Origin of the sequence: Streptomyces sp. HPF1205, assembly GCF_020400825.1 — a bacterium.
Taxonomy (GTDB): Bacteria; Actinomycetota; Actinomycetes; order Streptomycetales; family Streptomycetaceae; genus Actinacidiphila.
In genome coordinates this window covers 151,056-165,531 of sequence record NZ_JAINVH010000002.1, presented here as the reverse complement: position 1 = coordinate 165,531, position 14,476 = coordinate 151,056, and the positions used below count along the sequence as shown (strand labels likewise).

Sequence of the window (14,476 nt, the reverse complement as noted above, 5' to 3'; positions counted from 1 at the left end):
TTGGTGGTGATGTTGAGCGTCGTCTGGGGCCTGGGGTGGGTTGTGACATCGATTGAACGGACCGCGTATCCGCGGTTCAAGCGGCTGATCACCGCGCATGAGCTGCATCTGTTCTTCTCCCCGAGTCGCGATGAGCTGAAGTGGGCGGCCGATGCCACGGACTGCGATGAGCATCTGCTGGCGCTGCTGCTGATGCTGAAGTCGTACCGGCGTATGGAATGTTTCCCGGCGCTGGAGGACGTCTTTGAGATGGTGGTGGACTTCGTCCGGCGTGCGGTGGAGCTGCCGGAGGGCACGCTGCCGGCGTACCGGGCGGAGCGGACCGCCAAGCACCACCGGGGCCTGGTCCGCAAGCAGGCCGGAGTGACGTACGACCAGGCCAAGGCCCGCGGGATCGTCGAGCAGTCGATCCGCAAGGAGGCCGCGGCGAAGAACCGCCCGGCGGATCTGATCAACATCGCGCTGGAGAAGGTGGTGGAGGCCGGGCTGGAGCTGCCCGGGTGCTCGACCTTCGACAAGATGGCCTCGAAGATCCGCACCGAGGTGAACGCCTCGATCTGTACGGGCATCCACGACCGCATGAGCGCTGCTCAGCGGGCGGGGCTCATGCGGCTGCTGGAGGAGCGCGACAGCGACGGGACGACGCTGTTCAACCGGCTGAAGAAGCCCACCAAGGGCCCGACCTGGTCGCACTTCAAGAACCTGACCAAACGTCTGGAATGGCTGGACGGTCTCGGCGACACCGATGTGTGGATGGAGGGTGTCGCCGCGGGGAAGGTCACCGACTTCGCCGGGGAGGCGGACGCGGCGGATGCCTTGGAGCTGCGGGACTTCGTCCCTGTCAAGCGCAGGATGCGGGTGCGGGACGACCTGGCGACGATGTTCTGCAAGCGCGTGGCGACGAAGATCAAGAAGGCCAAGGCGGAGCTGGAGGAGATCCGGCTCGCCGAGCGGGAGATCGTCGAGTCCCTGATCGGGAACTACCGCACGGTGCTCAAGCACATCGATGAGGGCGGCCCGGCCCAGGAGGCGCTCACGAGGGCCGCGGCCATGACCGCCGAAGTTCGCCAGGCCCTGGAGGGTCTGGACGAAGAGGTGTCGGTGGACGAGGTCGCGAAGCGGCTGGAGGGCAGGGTCTCCCCGGCGGTCCTCGCCTTGGTGAAGGCCCAGGTGGTGCAGGCTGGCGGGTTCGGCGCGGTTACCCGCGCGGTGGACGGCTTCGGAGGGTTCGCAAAGCAGTACGAGCAGATTGAGAAGGTCTCCGCCCACCACGGCAACTTCTGGGAAGTGCTGCTGTACGGCCAGATCGGCCGGGACCGGGCGGTGATGTTCGACCTGGCCGACAACGACAAGCTGAAGTTCACCGCGACCAGCGAGGACAGCCCGGTCCTGGACGCCCTCGCGCACGCCCAGCGACACCAGGCGGCCCGCGGCGAGTACATCACCGCCTTCAACGAGGAGGGCAAGGAGGTCGACATCTCCTTCGCCACCCAGAACTGGCGCAAGGCAGTGGTCGACAAGACCCGTACGGCAGTTCGTGCGCAAGCACTTCGAGGCGATGGTCTTCACCGCGCTCGCCGAGGAACTGCGCACCGGCGACGTCGCGGTGGTCGGCTCGGAGGAGTACGCCGACTGGTCCGAGCAGCTGCTGGACTGGGAGGTTGTCCAGGAGACCTTGGGGTCCTACCTGGTGGAGGTCGGCCTCGCCGAGTCGGGCGAGAGTGCCACGTTCGACGCGAAGTTCTTTCGCCGGCAGCTGGAGGACAAGCTGCGCGGCGCCGCCGCCGCAGCGGATGCCGGGTATCCGGAGAACGACGGCCTGGTCATCGATCCGGAGACGGGCATCCCGTCGCTGAAGGCGTTCCGGGCTGACGGTCAGCGGCCGTCGGCGAAGCGGCTGGAGCAGGAGATCAAGGCGAGGATGCCGGAGCGGTCCCTAATGGGGATCGTGGCCCGGACCGCGTACTGGGTGGAGTGGTGGCGCCGCTTCGGCCCGCCGTCGGGCAACGAGCCCAAGCTCACCGATCCCCTGGGCCGGTACGTGCTCGTCACCTTCGCCAAGGGCACCAACATCGGCCCGTACGAGGCCGCCCGGCACATCCCCGGCGTGAGCGGGCACGAGCTGTCGTACGTCGCCAACAAGCACTTCTCGATCGTGCTGCTGAACGAGGCGGTCGCCGACCTGGTGAACGCGCACGCCCGTCTGGACATCTCGCAGGCGTGGGGCGACGGAACCACGGTGGCGGCGGACGGCACCCACATGAACACGTATCTCGACAACCCAGTCTCCGAGACAAGCGTGAGGTACGGCAAGCCGGGCGGGATCGCCTACCACCACGTCTCGGACACCTACATCGCGCTGTTCACGCACTTCATCCCGTGCGGGGTGTGGGGGCCGTCTACATCATCGAGGGCCTGTTGAAGAACACCAGCGAGGTGCAGCCGACCACGGTGCACGCGGATACCCAGGGCCAGAGCTTCCCGGTTTCTGCGCTCGCCCACCTGCTGGGCTTCGACTTGATGCCCAGGATCAGGAACTGGAAGGAACTGACCTTCTACCGGCCCTCCAAGCAGAGCGAGTACGTGCACATCGACGCCCTGTTCGGGGAGTCAGGCAAGAACGTCATCGAGTTCGACCTGATCGAGTCCCAGTTCCGCCACCTGATGCGCGTGGCCGTCTCCGTACGCGAGGGCACCATCTCCTCCTCCACACTGCTCAAGCGCCTGCGGTCGGGGTCGAGGAAGAACGCCACCTACGCAGCCTTCCGAGAGGTCGGCCGCGTGATCCGCACCGTCCAGCTGCTGAGCTACCTCTCCGACGCGCCGCTTCGCCGGCGGGTGACCGCGGCGACCAACAAGGTCGAGTCGTTCAACCGGTTCTCCCAGTGGATCGGCTTCGGCAACCGCGGCGTCATCGCCGACAACGACCCCATCGAGCAGGAGAAGGCGATGAAGTTCAACGCCTTGTTGACCAACGCCGTTATCTTCCACAACGCCCTGGACATCGCCGAGATCGTCCGCCAGCTGCTGGAGGAAGGATGGGAAATCGACCCGGAGGACCTGGCCCACATCTCGCCGTACCTGACCGAACACATCAACCGGTTCGGCGAGTACTCCACGCACGAGCTCGGCATCCAACCCGACGCGTACGACCCCAAGCTCGACGTCGACTTCACCCCGCTGCGCGAGCAGGACCTGACTACCACCAGCCTCGGCCAGGCCGTCTGAGTGCCGAAGGACTCCGCTGTCTCCGCCACCGTACGCACGGTCCGGCTATGTACGCGGCCCTGGCGCATGCGCCGCCAGGACTGCGGACGTCACTATGGCGGCTGCGCCGGCCACCCAGACAAGCAGCAGCCAAGCCTGGATCGAGGCGATGGTCAGGTGCAGCCGGTAGACCGCCAGCATGATCAGCGCCAGTGGCATGGTGGTACCCAGGACGCTGATGCGGGCGTACCCGAACCGGATCAGCAGCGGGAACTGGATCGCGATGTTGACGGCGAACAGCGCCCAGGCCAGCGTCAGCATCGTCACCATGGTGCGACCGCCGAACTGTACGTCCTCGGCCCGCGCGAGGAGAACAGCCAGCGCCGTACCTGCGGTGACGGTGGCGACAAAGCTTGCCAGCGCCCAGGCGTAGTGCCCGAGAAGCACCGTGCGGCGAGGCAGGGGCAGGACGGCGTACAGCGTCTCCAGGCCCGCCTTGTCGGCGATCACGAATGGGTGCACGGCGATCAACGGGGCGAGCAGTACCGCGAGCGCCGGTACAACATGATCAGGGTTGCGGGCGAGCACCAGAACCATCAGACCGAACACGAGCAGGCCCTGGGTCCGGTACGGCGCAACGGTACGCAGGTGCAACACGGCCATACGGGCGACGGCGCTCATGCGATCGCCCCGCGCCGACCGTTCCGCATTGCTGCGGGCTTCGTCGACCGCGATCCGATGTGGATGGCAATCTCTTCCAGGGTGGGCGCCTCGACGAGGACGTCCCCGCCGAGCAGGCCGGCTTCCTCGGTTGACACGAGAGCTTCCGCCCCGGCTTGCGTCCGTCTGACGCCGATCAGCTCAACGCCGACCAGGCCGCTGAGGTCCTCCGGGCCGCCCCGCACCACCCGGTAGGCCTCCAGAATCTCGTCCTTGGAGCCGGTCCGAACGACGCGACCCCCATGAATGAGCGTCACGTAGTCGCCGATGCGGTCCAGATCGGAGGTGATGTGCGTGGAGAACAGGACACTGTGCCCCTCGTCGAGCAGGAAGTCCCCGATGATGCCGACAAGCTCGTCCCGGGCGACCGGATCCAGGCCACTGGTCGGCTCGTCGAAGACGAGCAACCGCGCCCGGTGCGACAGCGCCACGGCGATCATGAGCTTCATCGCCATTCCACGGGACAGGTCCTTGACCTTGGCCCGCAGATCCAGGCCGAACTCCGCGAGCAACTGCCGGTAGCGGTCGCCGTCCCAACAATCGTAGAAGGGACGCAGCGTCCGCTCGACCTCAGCCAGCCGCCAATCGCCCACGAGATAGGTGCGGTCGAGCACCACCCCGACGTCCTGGCGCAACGCGACCGGGCCGGGCACCCGGTGGCCTAGCAACTCGATCTCACCGGTCTCGAACCCGCGCATGCCCAGCAGGCAACGAATCGTCGTCGTCTTACCCGCACCGTTCGCGCCGATGAGGCCCATGACATAGCCGGTCGGCAGCTCGAAACTCACATCGCGCAACGCGAAGCCGCCTCCCACCGCGCAGCCCACACCCCGCAGGGCGAAGGCGAGATCACTGTGCACTGACCCGATCCTCCTGATCTCACGCGTGCTCGTGCTCGGCCTGCATCAGCCCGTCCAGGACCTCGATGAGATCCTCGCGGTCGAGGCCGGCCCTCCGGGCGGCATCCAAGGCGGTCTGCAGGCCTTCCTCCACCTGTCGCAGCAACTGCTCGCGCACGAGCGCCGAGTCCAGCGGCAGGACGTAGGCACCCTTGCCGGGGACCGTGGCGATGAACCCCTCGGCGGCCAGCTCGGTGTAGGCACGGTTGGTGGTGATGATGCTGATCCGCAGATCACGAGCGAGGGCCCGGACGGAGGGCAAGGCGCTGCCCTCGGCGAGGTCCCCCGACAGGATGGCTTCGCCGATCTGCTCTTTGATCTGCCGATAGAGCGGTACACCGCTGCTGTTGGACAACACCACCCGCACGACGGCCCTCCGTTCCTCTCGAACTGTACATGCACACTATATACAGTAGGAACGATAGCGACGCTAGGCCCTGCTTGCATAGCTCCCGCCTCCGGCAGGTTGCTGGCGACAGTCGCCGGGTGCGATCCGGCGATGTCCACGCTTCCGAATGACTGCCGCAGTAAATACCGGATTTACTGCGACAGAGGCCCTACCGTGATCACCGCGACCTGCGGCGGACCAATCCGGCCGCCGGGGCGAGGTGTACGCATTTACTGCGGCAGTACCGGAAGGGCGGGACGGCGTGACGGTCGAACCGGTGACCGAACTCGGGAGCGGGGGCGCACTTCGGTTGCCGCGCGCTCGGGTCGTACCTCTGTCCGCCCGGCCATCGTCGTACACCGCGGCGGTCGAGCGGTACCTCACCGGCGCGGGCATCGCGAAGTCCTCCGCGCGGATCTACCGGATCTCCCTCACGACGTGGGGATGGATGCTCGCCGGCGAACCGCCGCCGACCGGACCCGCCCGCCGAGGCGCGAAACCGCCCGTCTTCCCCGTCGCCGCGATCGACGACCCGGCGCTGCCGGAGGTCTTGGCCGAGCTGGCGGCGGCGCGGGCGGACGAGATGGACACCGACACCGTCAACCGGGAGCTGTCCATCGCGCGCAAGGCGATCGGCTGGTGGCAGCGCCAAGGCTGGATCGAGTGCGATCCGACGATCGGCATCGAGCGGCGGCCGGCGCCGCCGGACCGCACCAAGTCTCTCGCGGAGAACCAGATCGCCGCCCTGTGGCGCCTCGACGTCGCGCTGCGGGAAAAGACGCAGTGGAAGATGCTCTACGAGTCCGCCGCACGGGCCGACGAGGTGCTGTGCCTCAACGTGGAAGACCTCTACCCGCAGGACAAGCGCGGCAGGATCACCGCCAAGGGCGGGGCGACCGAGTGGATTCACTGGCAGTCCGGCACCGCCCAGCTCCTGCCACGCCTCATCGCCCGCCGTACCCGCGGCCCGCTGTTCCTCACCGACCGCAAGGCCCCGGCCGGAACACCCACGCTCGACGTGTGTCCCGACAGCGGCCGGGCCCGACTCTCCTACCGCCGAGCCGAGGAGATCTTCGAGTAGAACACCCGGCTGCTGGCAAACCCCCTCGCCTCGCCCGACGACATCGAGGACCTGGACGGCTGGACGCTTCACCGGCTACGTCACAGTGCCCTGACGCACGACGCGGAGGACGGCACCTCCACCCCGATGCTGCTGGCCCGCTCCCGCCACGCCTCCGTCCGCTCCCTGGAGCGCTACGCCCGCCCCGGCGTCGACTCGGTCGCCCGGCACGTCGCCGAACGCGACCCCGCTGCACGTCGCCGCAGGTAAATCCGAGCGGATCAGTGCTTCAAGATCATCCCGTTGCCCCTTTGGTGCGTACCTCGGTCACGCCCGTATTTGGTGCGATAAGGAGTCGATGGGCCGACGGGTCGGCGGGCGGTGGCGACCGGGCGTTTCCCGCGCCACCGCGGTCGCCGGCGTGCCGCGCGGGCGGAGGAACGGGCACCCTGGGGTCATGGCGGAGGAGAAGGTCGGGGTCGAGCTGACGGGTGTCCCCGAGACGATGCTCTGGAACCTCTGGAACAGGGCGGTGGAGGCCCGGCGGCCGGCCGGACGGCGGCTGCTGGACGATCCTCGGGCCGTCGAACTGGTCGAGCGGATCGACTACCCCTTCGAGCGGTTCGGCGAGCGGATGGCGCAGTGGCACGCGCTGCGGGTGCGGTGCCTGGACGACGAGGTGCGGCGGTTCCTCGCCGAGCGTCCGGGCGGCACGGTGGTCGCGCTGGGCGAAGGGCTGGAGACGCAGTTCTGGCGGGTCGACGACGGCCGGGTCCGGTGGCTGAGCGTGGACCTGCCCGAGTCGGCCGCGGTGCGGGACCGGCTGCTGCCCGGCGATCCGCCCAGGCGTCGCACGCTCGCCCGGTCCGCGCTCGACCTGGGCTGGATGGACGCGCTGGACCCGGCCGATGTCGCCAAGGGCGTCCTGGTCACGGCCCAGGGCCTGTTGATGTACCTGCCGGAGCGGGACGCCAAGGGGCTGATCGCCGCGTGCGCCGAGCGCTTCCCCGGCGGGTGGTTCCTGTTCGACGCGCTGCCCCGCGCGATGGTGGCCCGCAGCCAGGCCGGCCAGGCCGGTGATCCCCAGGGCGCCGGTCAGGCGGGCCGGGCCGGTGAGGCCGAGGGGCCCGGCGCCACGGCGGGGCCGGGCGGCGGGTACCGGGCGCCGCGCTGGGAGTGGGGGATGGACGTCACGGAGTACCGCAAAGTGGCCGCCGCCTCGCCACGGATCACGCGGGTCCGCAGCCTGCGGCTGCCCCGGGGCCGTGGCCTGTACGCCATCGCTCCCGTCTCCCACCTCGTCCCCGGGCTGCGGTCGATGCGGATGACGATCGTCTCCGCGCGGTTCGGCGGGGCGGATTATCGTGACGACGGCGCGGGCGGCCGACCCGTGGAATCATGGGACGACGCCGGACGGCGGGAAGGCAGCGACGAGTGACGGATGACGCCCTGTACCCCGGGAGCCCAAAGGTCTCCGGGACCCCCGAGGCTGTCGGGACACCGACGACCCCCGGGACCCCTGAGGCCCCCGGGACACCGACGGCCCCCGGGACTTCCGGAATCCCCGGTACCTCCGGAATCCCCGAGGAACTTCTCCCCGCCACGCGCCGGGCGCTGCTGCACCGGGTCGCAGTGACGCAGTCCGAGGGCCGGGCGCCCTCGGTGGTGGGAGCGGTGGTACGGGACGGGCGGATGGTCTGGTGCGGATCGCGCAGCATGATCGAGGGGCACGCGCCGGACGCCGACACGCAGTACCGGATCGGTTCGCTCACCAAGACCTTCGTGGCCGTACTGGTGATGCGGCTGCGCGACGAGGGCCTGCTCGCCCTGACGGATCCGCTGGGCAGGCATCTGCCGGACGCGGGCGTGGTGGCGGGGGAGCTGACGGTGGGCCAGTTGCTCGCGCACACCTCAGGGATCGCGTCGGAGACGCCGGGCCCGTGGTGGGAGCGCACCCCGGGCGACCTGCGGCCGGAACTGGCCGATGTGCTGGGCGACGACCCGGTCAAGCATCCGGCGGGCAGCCGGCACCACTACTCCAACCCCGGGTACGCCCTGCTGGGCGCCCTGGTGGAGCGGCTGCGCGGCATGCCGTGGGGTGAGGCGCTGCGTGCCGAGGTGCTGGAACCCCTGGGGATGACCCGGACCACGCTCCTGCCGCGGGACCCGGCCGCCGGTGGATTCGCCGTCCACCCGTGGGCGGATGTGATGCGTCCGGAGGCCGTACAGGAGACCGGGCGGATGGCGCCGGCCGGGCAGTTGTGGTCCACGGCGGCGGACCTGGCCAGGTGGGCGGCCTTCCTCGCGGCCGGTCACGAGAAGGTGCTGAGCGCGCGGACGGTGGCGGCCATGCGCGAGCCGGCCGCGCCTCCCGAGGCGACCGACCCGGACGACGGCTACGGGCTGGGCGTGCAGCTCATGCGGCGCCGTGAGCGGATGCTCGCCGGGCACACCGGGTCGATGCCGGGGTTCCTGGCGGCGCTGTGGGTGAGCGTGGAGGACGGGGTCGGTGCGCTGGCGCTGGCCAACTGCACGTCGGGACCGAAGGTCGGCACCCTCGCGGCCGATCTGCTGGAGATCGTGGCGGACGCCGAGCCCGGCTTCCCCGCGCCCTGGCGTCCCGCGCCCTCGCTCGACGCCGGCCTGCTGGACCTGGCCGGGCCCTGGTACTGGGGCACCGCGCCGTTCGCCGTGCGGGTCCGCGCCTCGGGTGAGCTGCACCTGGCGCCCCTGACCGGCCAGGGCCGCGGATCACGGTTCCACGTGGAACACGACGGCACCTGGACCGGTCTTGAGGGGTACTACGCGGGGGAGACGCTGCGGGCGGTCCGTCGCGAGGACGGCTCCGTCAGCCATCTCGACCTGGGATCCTTCGTCTTCACGCGCGAGCCGTACGACCCGAAGGCTCCGGTGCCCGGCGGCTTCCCGGGGTGGCGCTGAGAGCGACCGGGTAGGGGCGCAGCAGTACCGCCGCCACTGTGGTGGCGGCCCCGAGAAGGCAGGCGGCGACCACGAACGCCAGGTGGTAGCCGCTGGTCAGGGCGGCGGGCTGGGAGTGGCCCGCCGCCAGCCGGTGGTCGGTGCGGGCGGTGGCGAGCGCGGCGAGGACGGCCAGGCCGAGGGCGCCGCCGATCTGCTGGGCGGTGTTGAAGACCCCGGAGACGAGTCCGGAGTCGGAGGGGGCCGCGTCGGACATCCCGAGCGTCATCAGCGCGGGCATCGCCAGGCCGAAGGAGACTCCGAAGAGCAGGAGCGCGGGCAGCAGGTCCGTGACGTACGAGGCATGTGCGGACGGCGCCCTGGCCAGCAGCAGGAACCCGCCGCCGAACAGGACCAGGCTGGGCAGCAGTACCGCACGCTCGCCGAACCTGGCGCCGAGCCGTGCGGACAGCGCCAGCGACATCACGCCGATGACGACCCCGGTGGGCGTTATCGCCAGGCCGACCCGCAAGGCGTCGTAGCCGAGCACCCGCTGCAAGTAGAGCGTGGTCATGAACTGGAAGCCGAAGCCGCCGGCGACCATCAGCGCGAGCACCACGTTGGCGCCGCCGACCAGGCGGGAACGGAAGAGCCGCAGAGGCATCAGCGGGTGCGCGGCGCGGGCCTGGCGTACCAGGAACGCGGCCAGCAGCGCCAGGGACACCGCGCCGAAGACGGCGGTGTGCGGGGAGGCCCAGCCTCGGTCGGTGGTCGTGACGATGGTGTAGACGCCCAGCATCAAAGCGGCGGTGACCAGCAGGGCGCCGGGAGCGTCGGCGCCCCGGGCCGAACCGCCGGCGGCGGGCCGGTCGTCGGGCAGCAGCCGCAGGCTGAAGACGGTCGCGGCGGCACCGATGGGCAGGTTCACGAAGAAGATCCAGTGCCAGTCGAGGCTCTGGGTGAGGACTCCGCCGGCCACCAGGCCGAGGGTGCCGCCGGCGGACTGGGTGAAGCTGTAGACGCCCATCGCCCGTGCCCGGCCGCGCGGTTCGGGGTACAGGGCGAGGACCATGCCCAGACTCACCGCGGAGACCATGGCGCCGGCCGCTCCCTGGACGAAGCGGGCCGCGATCAGCACGCCCGCGTCGTCGGCGAGACCGCACGCCAGGGAGGCCGCGGTGAACGCGGCCAGGCCCCACACCAAGATGCGGCGCCGGCCGAGCAGATCGCCGAGGCGGCCCGACAGCAGCAGCAGTCCGCCGAAGGCGATCAGGTAGGCGTTCACGACCCAGGCCAGGCTCGACTGGGAGAAGCCCAGGTCACGCTGGATCGACGGCAGCGCGACGTTGACGATCGTGCCGTCCAGAATGATCATCAGCGTGCCCGCGCTGAGGACGGCGAGGGCCGCGCCGCGGGACCGGACGCCGGGTGACGCGGGGTGCCCGGCGGGCCCGCCGCCGGACTCGGCGGAGGAACCGGTGGATCGCGGGGGACGGGAACGCGTGTACATGAGGTCGCCTCCTGGCGAAGGGGGATGCCAGAAGCGACCGTAGCAGATAGTTTCGTTGAAGACTATCTCGTACGGATGTACTGCTCGGGGTCGCGGCTCACGTTCGGGACTGACGGGGCCGTCGGGCCCCCTGGGCTCCCTCCGGGCACTCCACCGCGGTGGCGAGGTGGCCGCCGGCCAGCCGGGTCAGCGCGGAGACCAGGACCGCGCGCTCCTCCTCCGGAAGGGCGTCGAGGACGTCCTGGTGGACCTGGTTGACGATCGCCTGGCCGTCCGCCGCCACCTGTTCACCCCGCGCGGTGACCTTGATGATCCGGGCCCTGCGGTCGGTCGCCGACGGCACCCGCTCGGCCAGCCCGGCCCGCTCCAGCTGGTCCACGGTCACCACCATCGTGGTCTTGTCCAGGTCGGACAGCTCCGCGATCTGCGCCTGCGTGCGCTCGGCCTCGCGCGCGTGCGCCAGGACGCAGTGGGCCCGCGGCGACATGCCGATGTCCGCGAGCGCCGCCGTCATCCGCGTGGCCAGCACATGGGCGGTGTGCTGCAGCAGGAAGGACAGGTCGGGGGCCGCGCCCGAGCCCGCGGAAGGCGTGGCGGAGGCCTCGGCGGCGAGAGGAGGGGGCATGGTCTCGGCGGTCATGCCGTCGAGCGTAGCAAAATAGGTTCTTTACGGGATGATCTCGTGACCGACCTATCTCGGTGGTGCCGACCCGGCGGTTCCCGCCCCCGACCCGGCGGTTCCCGCCCGCGGCGCTGCCCCCCGGCGGCGTGCCGGAGTGCTCACGCTGAGTGTTCCACGTGGAACATCGCCGAACGATCACGTCGCCCGCGATCGGCTCGCCCGTCAGCCCAGATCGGGCCCGAGCAGGCCCAGCACGCCCTCGATGTTCGCGTCGAGGTAGTGGCGCAGGGTCAGCGGGACGATGTCCACCGAGGCGATGCCCAGTCGGCTGAAGGGCACCCGGACCACCTCGTACTCCCCTTCCGGCGAGTCGATCTCCGGGCCGTGCCGCAGCGACAGGTCCATCGACTCCAGCCGGCAGGCGAAGAAGAACTGCACCTTCACCCCGTGGGAGCCGTCGTCCGCGATGTGCTCGACGGTGTCCACGAAGACCGGGACCACGTCGGTGATCTTCGCCCCGAGCTCCTCGTCCACCTCGCGGTGGAGAGCCGCCACGATGCTTGCGTCCTCGCTCTCGATGCCACCGCCCGGGGTGATCCAGTAGGGAGCGAGACCGGGCTTGCTGCGCTTGATGAGGATCAGGTCGGGACCGTCGAGCAGGATCGCGCGGGCCGTGCGCTTGACCACCGGGCGGGTGGTGGGACTGGAGTGCGTGTCCGGAGGCATGCCAGACATCTGCCGCGGCGAAGGCGGGGGCAAACGTGTCCGCCGCGGCGAATCGGAGTGCCGATTCCGCTCCAGCGCAGTCCGGCGCACCGCTACACCCCCACCGCCCCCGCGGCCTCGTCCAGCGCTCGCAGCACGTCCGCCACGATGTCGTCCGCGTCCTCGACGCCCACCGAGAAGCGGATGAAACCGGGCGGCACCGCGTCGCCGCCCCACCGCGCCCGGCGCTCGGCCGTGCACTGCACACTGCCGAAACTCGTCGCCTCGGTGGTGACGCGCAGAGCGGACAGGAAACGCTCTGCGTGTGCCTGGTCGGGCAGCGTGAACGACACCACGCTGCCGAAGCGCCGCATCTGCGCCGCCGCCACCGGATGCGCGGCGTCGGAGGGCAGTCCGGGGTGCCGCAGGTCCACGACCTCCGGGCGCGCCAGCAGGGCCTCGGCGAGCGCCAGGGCGTTGGCCGCCTGCCGGTCCACCCGCAGCGCGAGGGTGGCCAGCGAGCGGTGGGCCAGCCATGCCTCCATCGGGCCGGGAATCGCGCCGACCGTCTTGCGCCACGTGCGCACCCCCGCGGCCAGGGTGGCGTCGCGTGTGGCGACGTAGCCGAGCAGGAGGTCGCCGTGGCCGGTGAGCGCCTTCGTGCCGCTGGCCAGCGAGAAGTCCGCGCCCAGGTCGAGGGGGCGCTGCCCCAGGGGCGTGGCCAGGGTGTTGTCGACGGCGACCAGGGCGCCGGCCGCGTGGGCGGCGTCGGCCAGCCGCCGGATGTCGCACACGTCCAGGCCCGGGTTCGACGGGGTCTCCAGCCACACCAGCCGCGCCCCTTCCAGCGCCGCGAGCTGCCCGTCACCCGCGGTCGGCGCCAGCCGCACCTCCACGCCGTACGACTCCAGGCGTTCCCGCAGCGAACGCGTCGTCTGGTAGCTGTCCGACGGCAGCAGCACGATCTGCCCGGCCCGTACCTGGGACAGCAGCACCGCCGCGACCGCCGCCATGCCGGAGGCGAAGGCGAGCACGGTCACGTCCGGGTCGCCGGGCGCCTCCAGTTCCCCGATGGCCCGCTCCAGGTGCGTCCACGTCGGGTTCTCGTCCCTGCCGTACCTGTAGGGGCCCGCCGCCTCGCCCGGCAGATGGTAGTGCGAGACGAAGACGGGTCCGGGGAGCGACGGCTGGTACGCGGCGGCGGGCGGCCGCCCGGCGTGCACACTGCGCGTGCTGTCGCCGTACCCGGACGGTTCTCCCGGCACCCCGCTCACTCGTCGTCCGGGAGCACGACGTGCAGTGCCCAGGAGACGATGCTCACGATCAGGCCGCCGAGCACGGCCGTCCAGAAGCCGTGGACGTGGAAGTCCAGGCTGAGCTTGCCCGCCAGCCACGAGGTCAGCAGCAGCATCAGCGCGTTGATCACCAAGGTGATCAGGCCGAGGGTGAGTATGAACAGCGGGAACGACAGGACCTTGACCACCGGCTTGACCAGCCAGTTCACCAGCCCGAAGACCAGCGCGACCAGGATCAGGGTGAGCACCTTGTGCGCGGTCGAGCCACCGGACAAGGTGATGTCCTTGACCAGCCAGACCGCCACTCCCAGGGCACCCGCGTTGGCCAGGGTCTTGACGAGGAAATTCTTCATGGTGGGATCGTCCGCAGACCTGATCACCAGGGCAAGAGCCGAGACAGAACCGTAGCGTGACCGCAGCGGAGGAGTGGACGATGAAGGTGTTCCGGCTGGACGACCTGGATGCCCAGCGCGAGGCGAACCAGGGGGCCTACCTGCGGTTCCTGCGCGAGCGCACCATGTCCGCGGGGTTGTACGCGCTCAAGGCCGGCGAGAGCGACCCGCAGAAGCCGCACGCACAGGACGAGATCTACCTGGTGGTCAGCGGGCGGGCGGCGATCACCGTGGGAGAGGAGACCACCACGGTCGCGCGCGGCAGCGTCGTCTACGTCCCGGCCGGCACCCCGCACCGCTTCCATCACATCAGCGAGGACCTCAGGGTCATGGTGGTCTTCTCGCCCCCGGAGTCCTGAGGGACCTCAGGGGCGGATTTCAGGGTCGTATCCGGACTCGCGGCCGCCCGCGACGGTCCCCGGTGGCCCTACAGTCGAAGTACCGGCGGAAGGCCGCCGGGGAGCGCGTCGGGACCGACGCGGGAACGCGTCGCGGCGAAGGAGAGTTGCACCGACATGGACAAGCTGCTGAAGAGCCTGCCGTGGTGGGTCAAGTGGATCGGCATCCCGGTCATCGCCCTCGTGGTGTTCGGCACGCTGGTCGCCAGCCTGATCAGCTTCGTGGTGGGCCTGCTGTTCAAGGTGATCGTCTTCGTGGTGCTGGTGGGCGCGCTCGTCTTCGTCGTGAAGCGCGTCACCTCCTCCTCGAACGGCAGCGGGCGCGACTGGTGACGCCCGCCCGCTGAACCGGCGCGGGCGC

The 14,476-nt window shown here is 70.3% G+C and carries 15 protein-coding genes and 1 pseudogene; 8 read left to right on the top strand and 8 right to left on the bottom strand.

Features of this window, described 5'->3' with window-relative positions; translation table 11 throughout:
* Positions 1–9 precede the first annotated feature (9 nt).
* Both K7G61_RS02980 and K7G61_RS02975 read left to right on the top strand, forming a co-directional pair.
* Positions 10–1,872 (top strand): DUF4158 domain-containing protein, encoded by a 1,863-nt coding sequence (locus tag K7G61_RS02980; protein WP_225845179.1) that lies wholly within the window; start codon positions 10–12, stop codon positions 1,870–1,872.
* 49 nt (positions 1,873–1,921) lie between these two features.
* Positions 1,922–3,228, top strand: a pseudogene (locus tag K7G61_RS02975) (transposase).
* Positions 3,229–3,273: 45 nt separating this feature from the next.
* On the opposite strand, the gene K7G61_RS02970 reads toward K7G61_RS02975, so the two are convergent.
* The 3 genes from K7G61_RS02970 to K7G61_RS02960 are packed head-to-tail and all read right to left on the bottom strand — an operon-like array spanning position 3,274 to position 5,193.
* Positions 3,274–3,888, bottom strand: coding sequence for an ABC-2 transporter permease (locus tag K7G61_RS02970; RefSeq protein WP_225844983.1), 615 nt, complete (start codon positions 3,886–3,888; stop codon positions 3,274–3,276).
* The gene (locus K7G61_RS02965; protein ID WP_225844982.1) at positions 3,885–4,787 is read right to left on the bottom strand and encodes an ABC transporter ATP-binding protein; all 903 of its coding nucleotides are present in this window, start codon (positions 4,785–4,787) and stop codon (positions 3,885–3,887) included. The genes K7G61_RS02970 and K7G61_RS02965 overlap by 4 nt, the downstream gene beginning before the upstream one ends.
* A gap of 19 nt (positions 4,788–4,806) precedes the next feature.
* Positions 4,807–5,193: a GntR family transcriptional regulator gene (locus tag K7G61_RS02960; protein ID WP_225844981.1), complete on the bottom strand. Its 387-nt coding sequence runs from the start codon at positions 5,191–5,193 to the stop codon at positions 4,807–4,809.
* Positions 5,194–5,491: 298 nt separating this feature from the next.
* On the opposite strand from K7G61_RS02960, the gene K7G61_RS02955 reads away from it, so the two are divergent.
* The 4 genes from K7G61_RS02955 to K7G61_RS02940 all read left to right on the top strand — a co-directional run bounded on the left by K7G61_RS02955 (position 5,492) and on the right by K7G61_RS02940 (position 9,214).
* Positions 5,492–6,295, top strand: a complete 804-nt coding sequence (locus tag K7G61_RS02955) for a site-specific recombinase (RefSeq protein ID WP_225844980.1) — start codon at positions 5,492–5,494, stop codon at positions 6,293–6,295.
* Between the two features lie 126 nt (positions 6,296–6,421).
* Positions 6,422–6,544: a PmrA gene (locus K7G61_RS02950; RefSeq protein ID WP_102937725.1), complete on the top strand. Its 123-nt coding sequence runs from the start codon at positions 6,422–6,424 to the stop codon at positions 6,542–6,544.
* A gap of 187 nt (positions 6,545–6,731) precedes the next feature.
* Positions 6,732–7,712, top strand: coding sequence for a class I SAM-dependent methyltransferase (locus tag K7G61_RS02945; protein WP_225844979.1), 981 nt, complete (start codon positions 6,732–6,734; stop codon positions 7,710–7,712).
* A 194-nt stretch (positions 7,713–7,906) separates the two neighbouring features.
* The gene (locus tag K7G61_RS02940) at positions 7,907–9,214 is read left to right on the top strand and encodes a serine hydrolase (RefSeq protein ID WP_225844978.1); all 1,308 of its coding nucleotides are present in this window, start codon (positions 7,907–7,909) and stop codon (positions 9,212–9,214) included.
* On the opposite strand, the gene K7G61_RS02935 is transcribed toward K7G61_RS02940, so the two are convergent.
* The 5 genes from K7G61_RS02935 to K7G61_RS02915 all read right to left on the bottom strand — a co-directional run bounded on the left by K7G61_RS02935 (position 9,153) and on the right by K7G61_RS02915 (position 13,678).
* Positions 9,153–10,703, bottom strand: a complete 1,551-nt coding sequence (locus K7G61_RS02935; protein ID WP_225844977.1) for a DHA2 family efflux MFS transporter permease subunit — start codon at positions 10,701–10,703, stop codon at positions 9,153–9,155. The genes K7G61_RS02940 and K7G61_RS02935 overlap by 62 nt on opposite strands.
* Before the next feature lie 97 nt (positions 10,704–10,800).
* Positions 10,801–11,328, bottom strand: a complete 528-nt coding sequence (locus tag K7G61_RS02930) for a MarR family winged helix-turn-helix transcriptional regulator (protein WP_225845178.1) — start codon at positions 11,326–11,328, stop codon at positions 10,801–10,803.
* A 219-nt stretch (positions 11,329–11,547) separates the two neighbouring features.
* Complete coding sequence (locus tag K7G61_RS02925; RefSeq protein ID WP_225845177.1) at positions 11,548–12,051, bottom strand: NUDIX domain-containing protein; 504 nt, start codon at positions 12,049–12,051, stop codon at positions 11,548–11,550.
* 92 nt (positions 12,052–12,143) lie between these two features.
* Complete coding sequence (locus tag K7G61_RS02920; RefSeq protein ID WP_225844976.1) at positions 12,144–13,295, bottom strand: cystathionine gamma-lyase; 1,152 nt, start codon at positions 13,293–13,295, stop codon at positions 12,144–12,146.
* A gap of 5 nt (positions 13,296–13,300) precedes the next feature.
* Positions 13,301–13,678, bottom strand: coding sequence for a phage holin family protein (locus K7G61_RS02915; protein ID WP_225844975.1), 378 nt, complete (start codon positions 13,676–13,678; stop codon positions 13,301–13,303).
* An 80-nt stretch (positions 13,679–13,758) separates the two neighbouring features.
* On the opposite strand from K7G61_RS02915, the gene K7G61_RS02910 reads away from it, so the two are divergent.
* Both K7G61_RS02910 and K7G61_RS02905 read left to right on the top strand, forming a co-directional pair.
* Positions 13,759–14,076: a cupin domain-containing protein gene (locus K7G61_RS02910; protein ID WP_225845176.1), complete on the top strand. Its 318-nt coding sequence runs from the start codon at positions 13,759–13,761 to the stop codon at positions 14,074–14,076.
* 156 nt (positions 14,077–14,232) lie between these two features.
* On the top strand, positions 14,233–14,448 hold the full coding sequence (locus K7G61_RS02905) for a DUF5326 family protein (RefSeq protein WP_225844974.1): 216 nt from the start codon (positions 14,233–14,235) through the stop codon (positions 14,446–14,448).
* Positions 14,449–14,476: the final 28 nt, after the last annotated feature.

Coding starts and splice junctions, on each gene's coding strand:
- K7G61_RS02945 (WP_225844979.1), top strand. CDS start 6,732: ATGGCGGAGGAGAAGGTCGGGGTCGAGCTGACGGGTGTCCCCGAGACG.
- K7G61_RS02905 (WP_225844974.1), top strand. CDS start 14,233: ATGGACAAGCTGCTGAAGAGCCTGCCGTGGTGGGTCAAGTGGATCGGC.
- K7G61_RS02950 (WP_102937725.1), top strand. CDS start 6,422: ATGCTGCTGGCCCGCTCCCGCCACGCCTCCGTCCGCTCCCTGGAGCGC.
- K7G61_RS02930 (WP_225845178.1), bottom strand. CDS start 11,328: ATGCCCCCTCCTCTCGCCGCCGAGGCCTCCGCCACGCCTTCCGCGGGC.
- K7G61_RS02935 (WP_225844977.1), bottom strand. CDS start 10,703: ATGTACACGCGTTCCCGTCCCCCGCGATCCACCGGTTCCTCCGCCGAG.
- K7G61_RS02910 (WP_225845176.1), top strand. CDS start 13,759: ATGAAGGTGTTCCGGCTGGACGACCTGGATGCCCAGCGCGAGGCGAAC.
- K7G61_RS02970 (WP_225844983.1), bottom strand. CDS start 3,888: ATGAGCGCCGTCGCCCGTATGGCCGTGTTGCACCTGCGTACCGTTGCG.
- K7G61_RS02980 (WP_225845179.1), top strand. CDS start 10: ATGTTGAGCGTCGTCTGGGGCCTGGGGTGGGTTGTGACATCGATTGAA.
- K7G61_RS02925 (WP_225845177.1), bottom strand. CDS start 12,051: ATGCCTCCGGACACGCACTCCAGTCCCACCACCCGCCCGGTGGTCAAG.
- K7G61_RS02915 (WP_225844975.1), bottom strand. CDS start 13,678: ATGAAGAATTTCCTCGTCAAGACCCTGGCCAACGCGGGTGCCCTGGGA.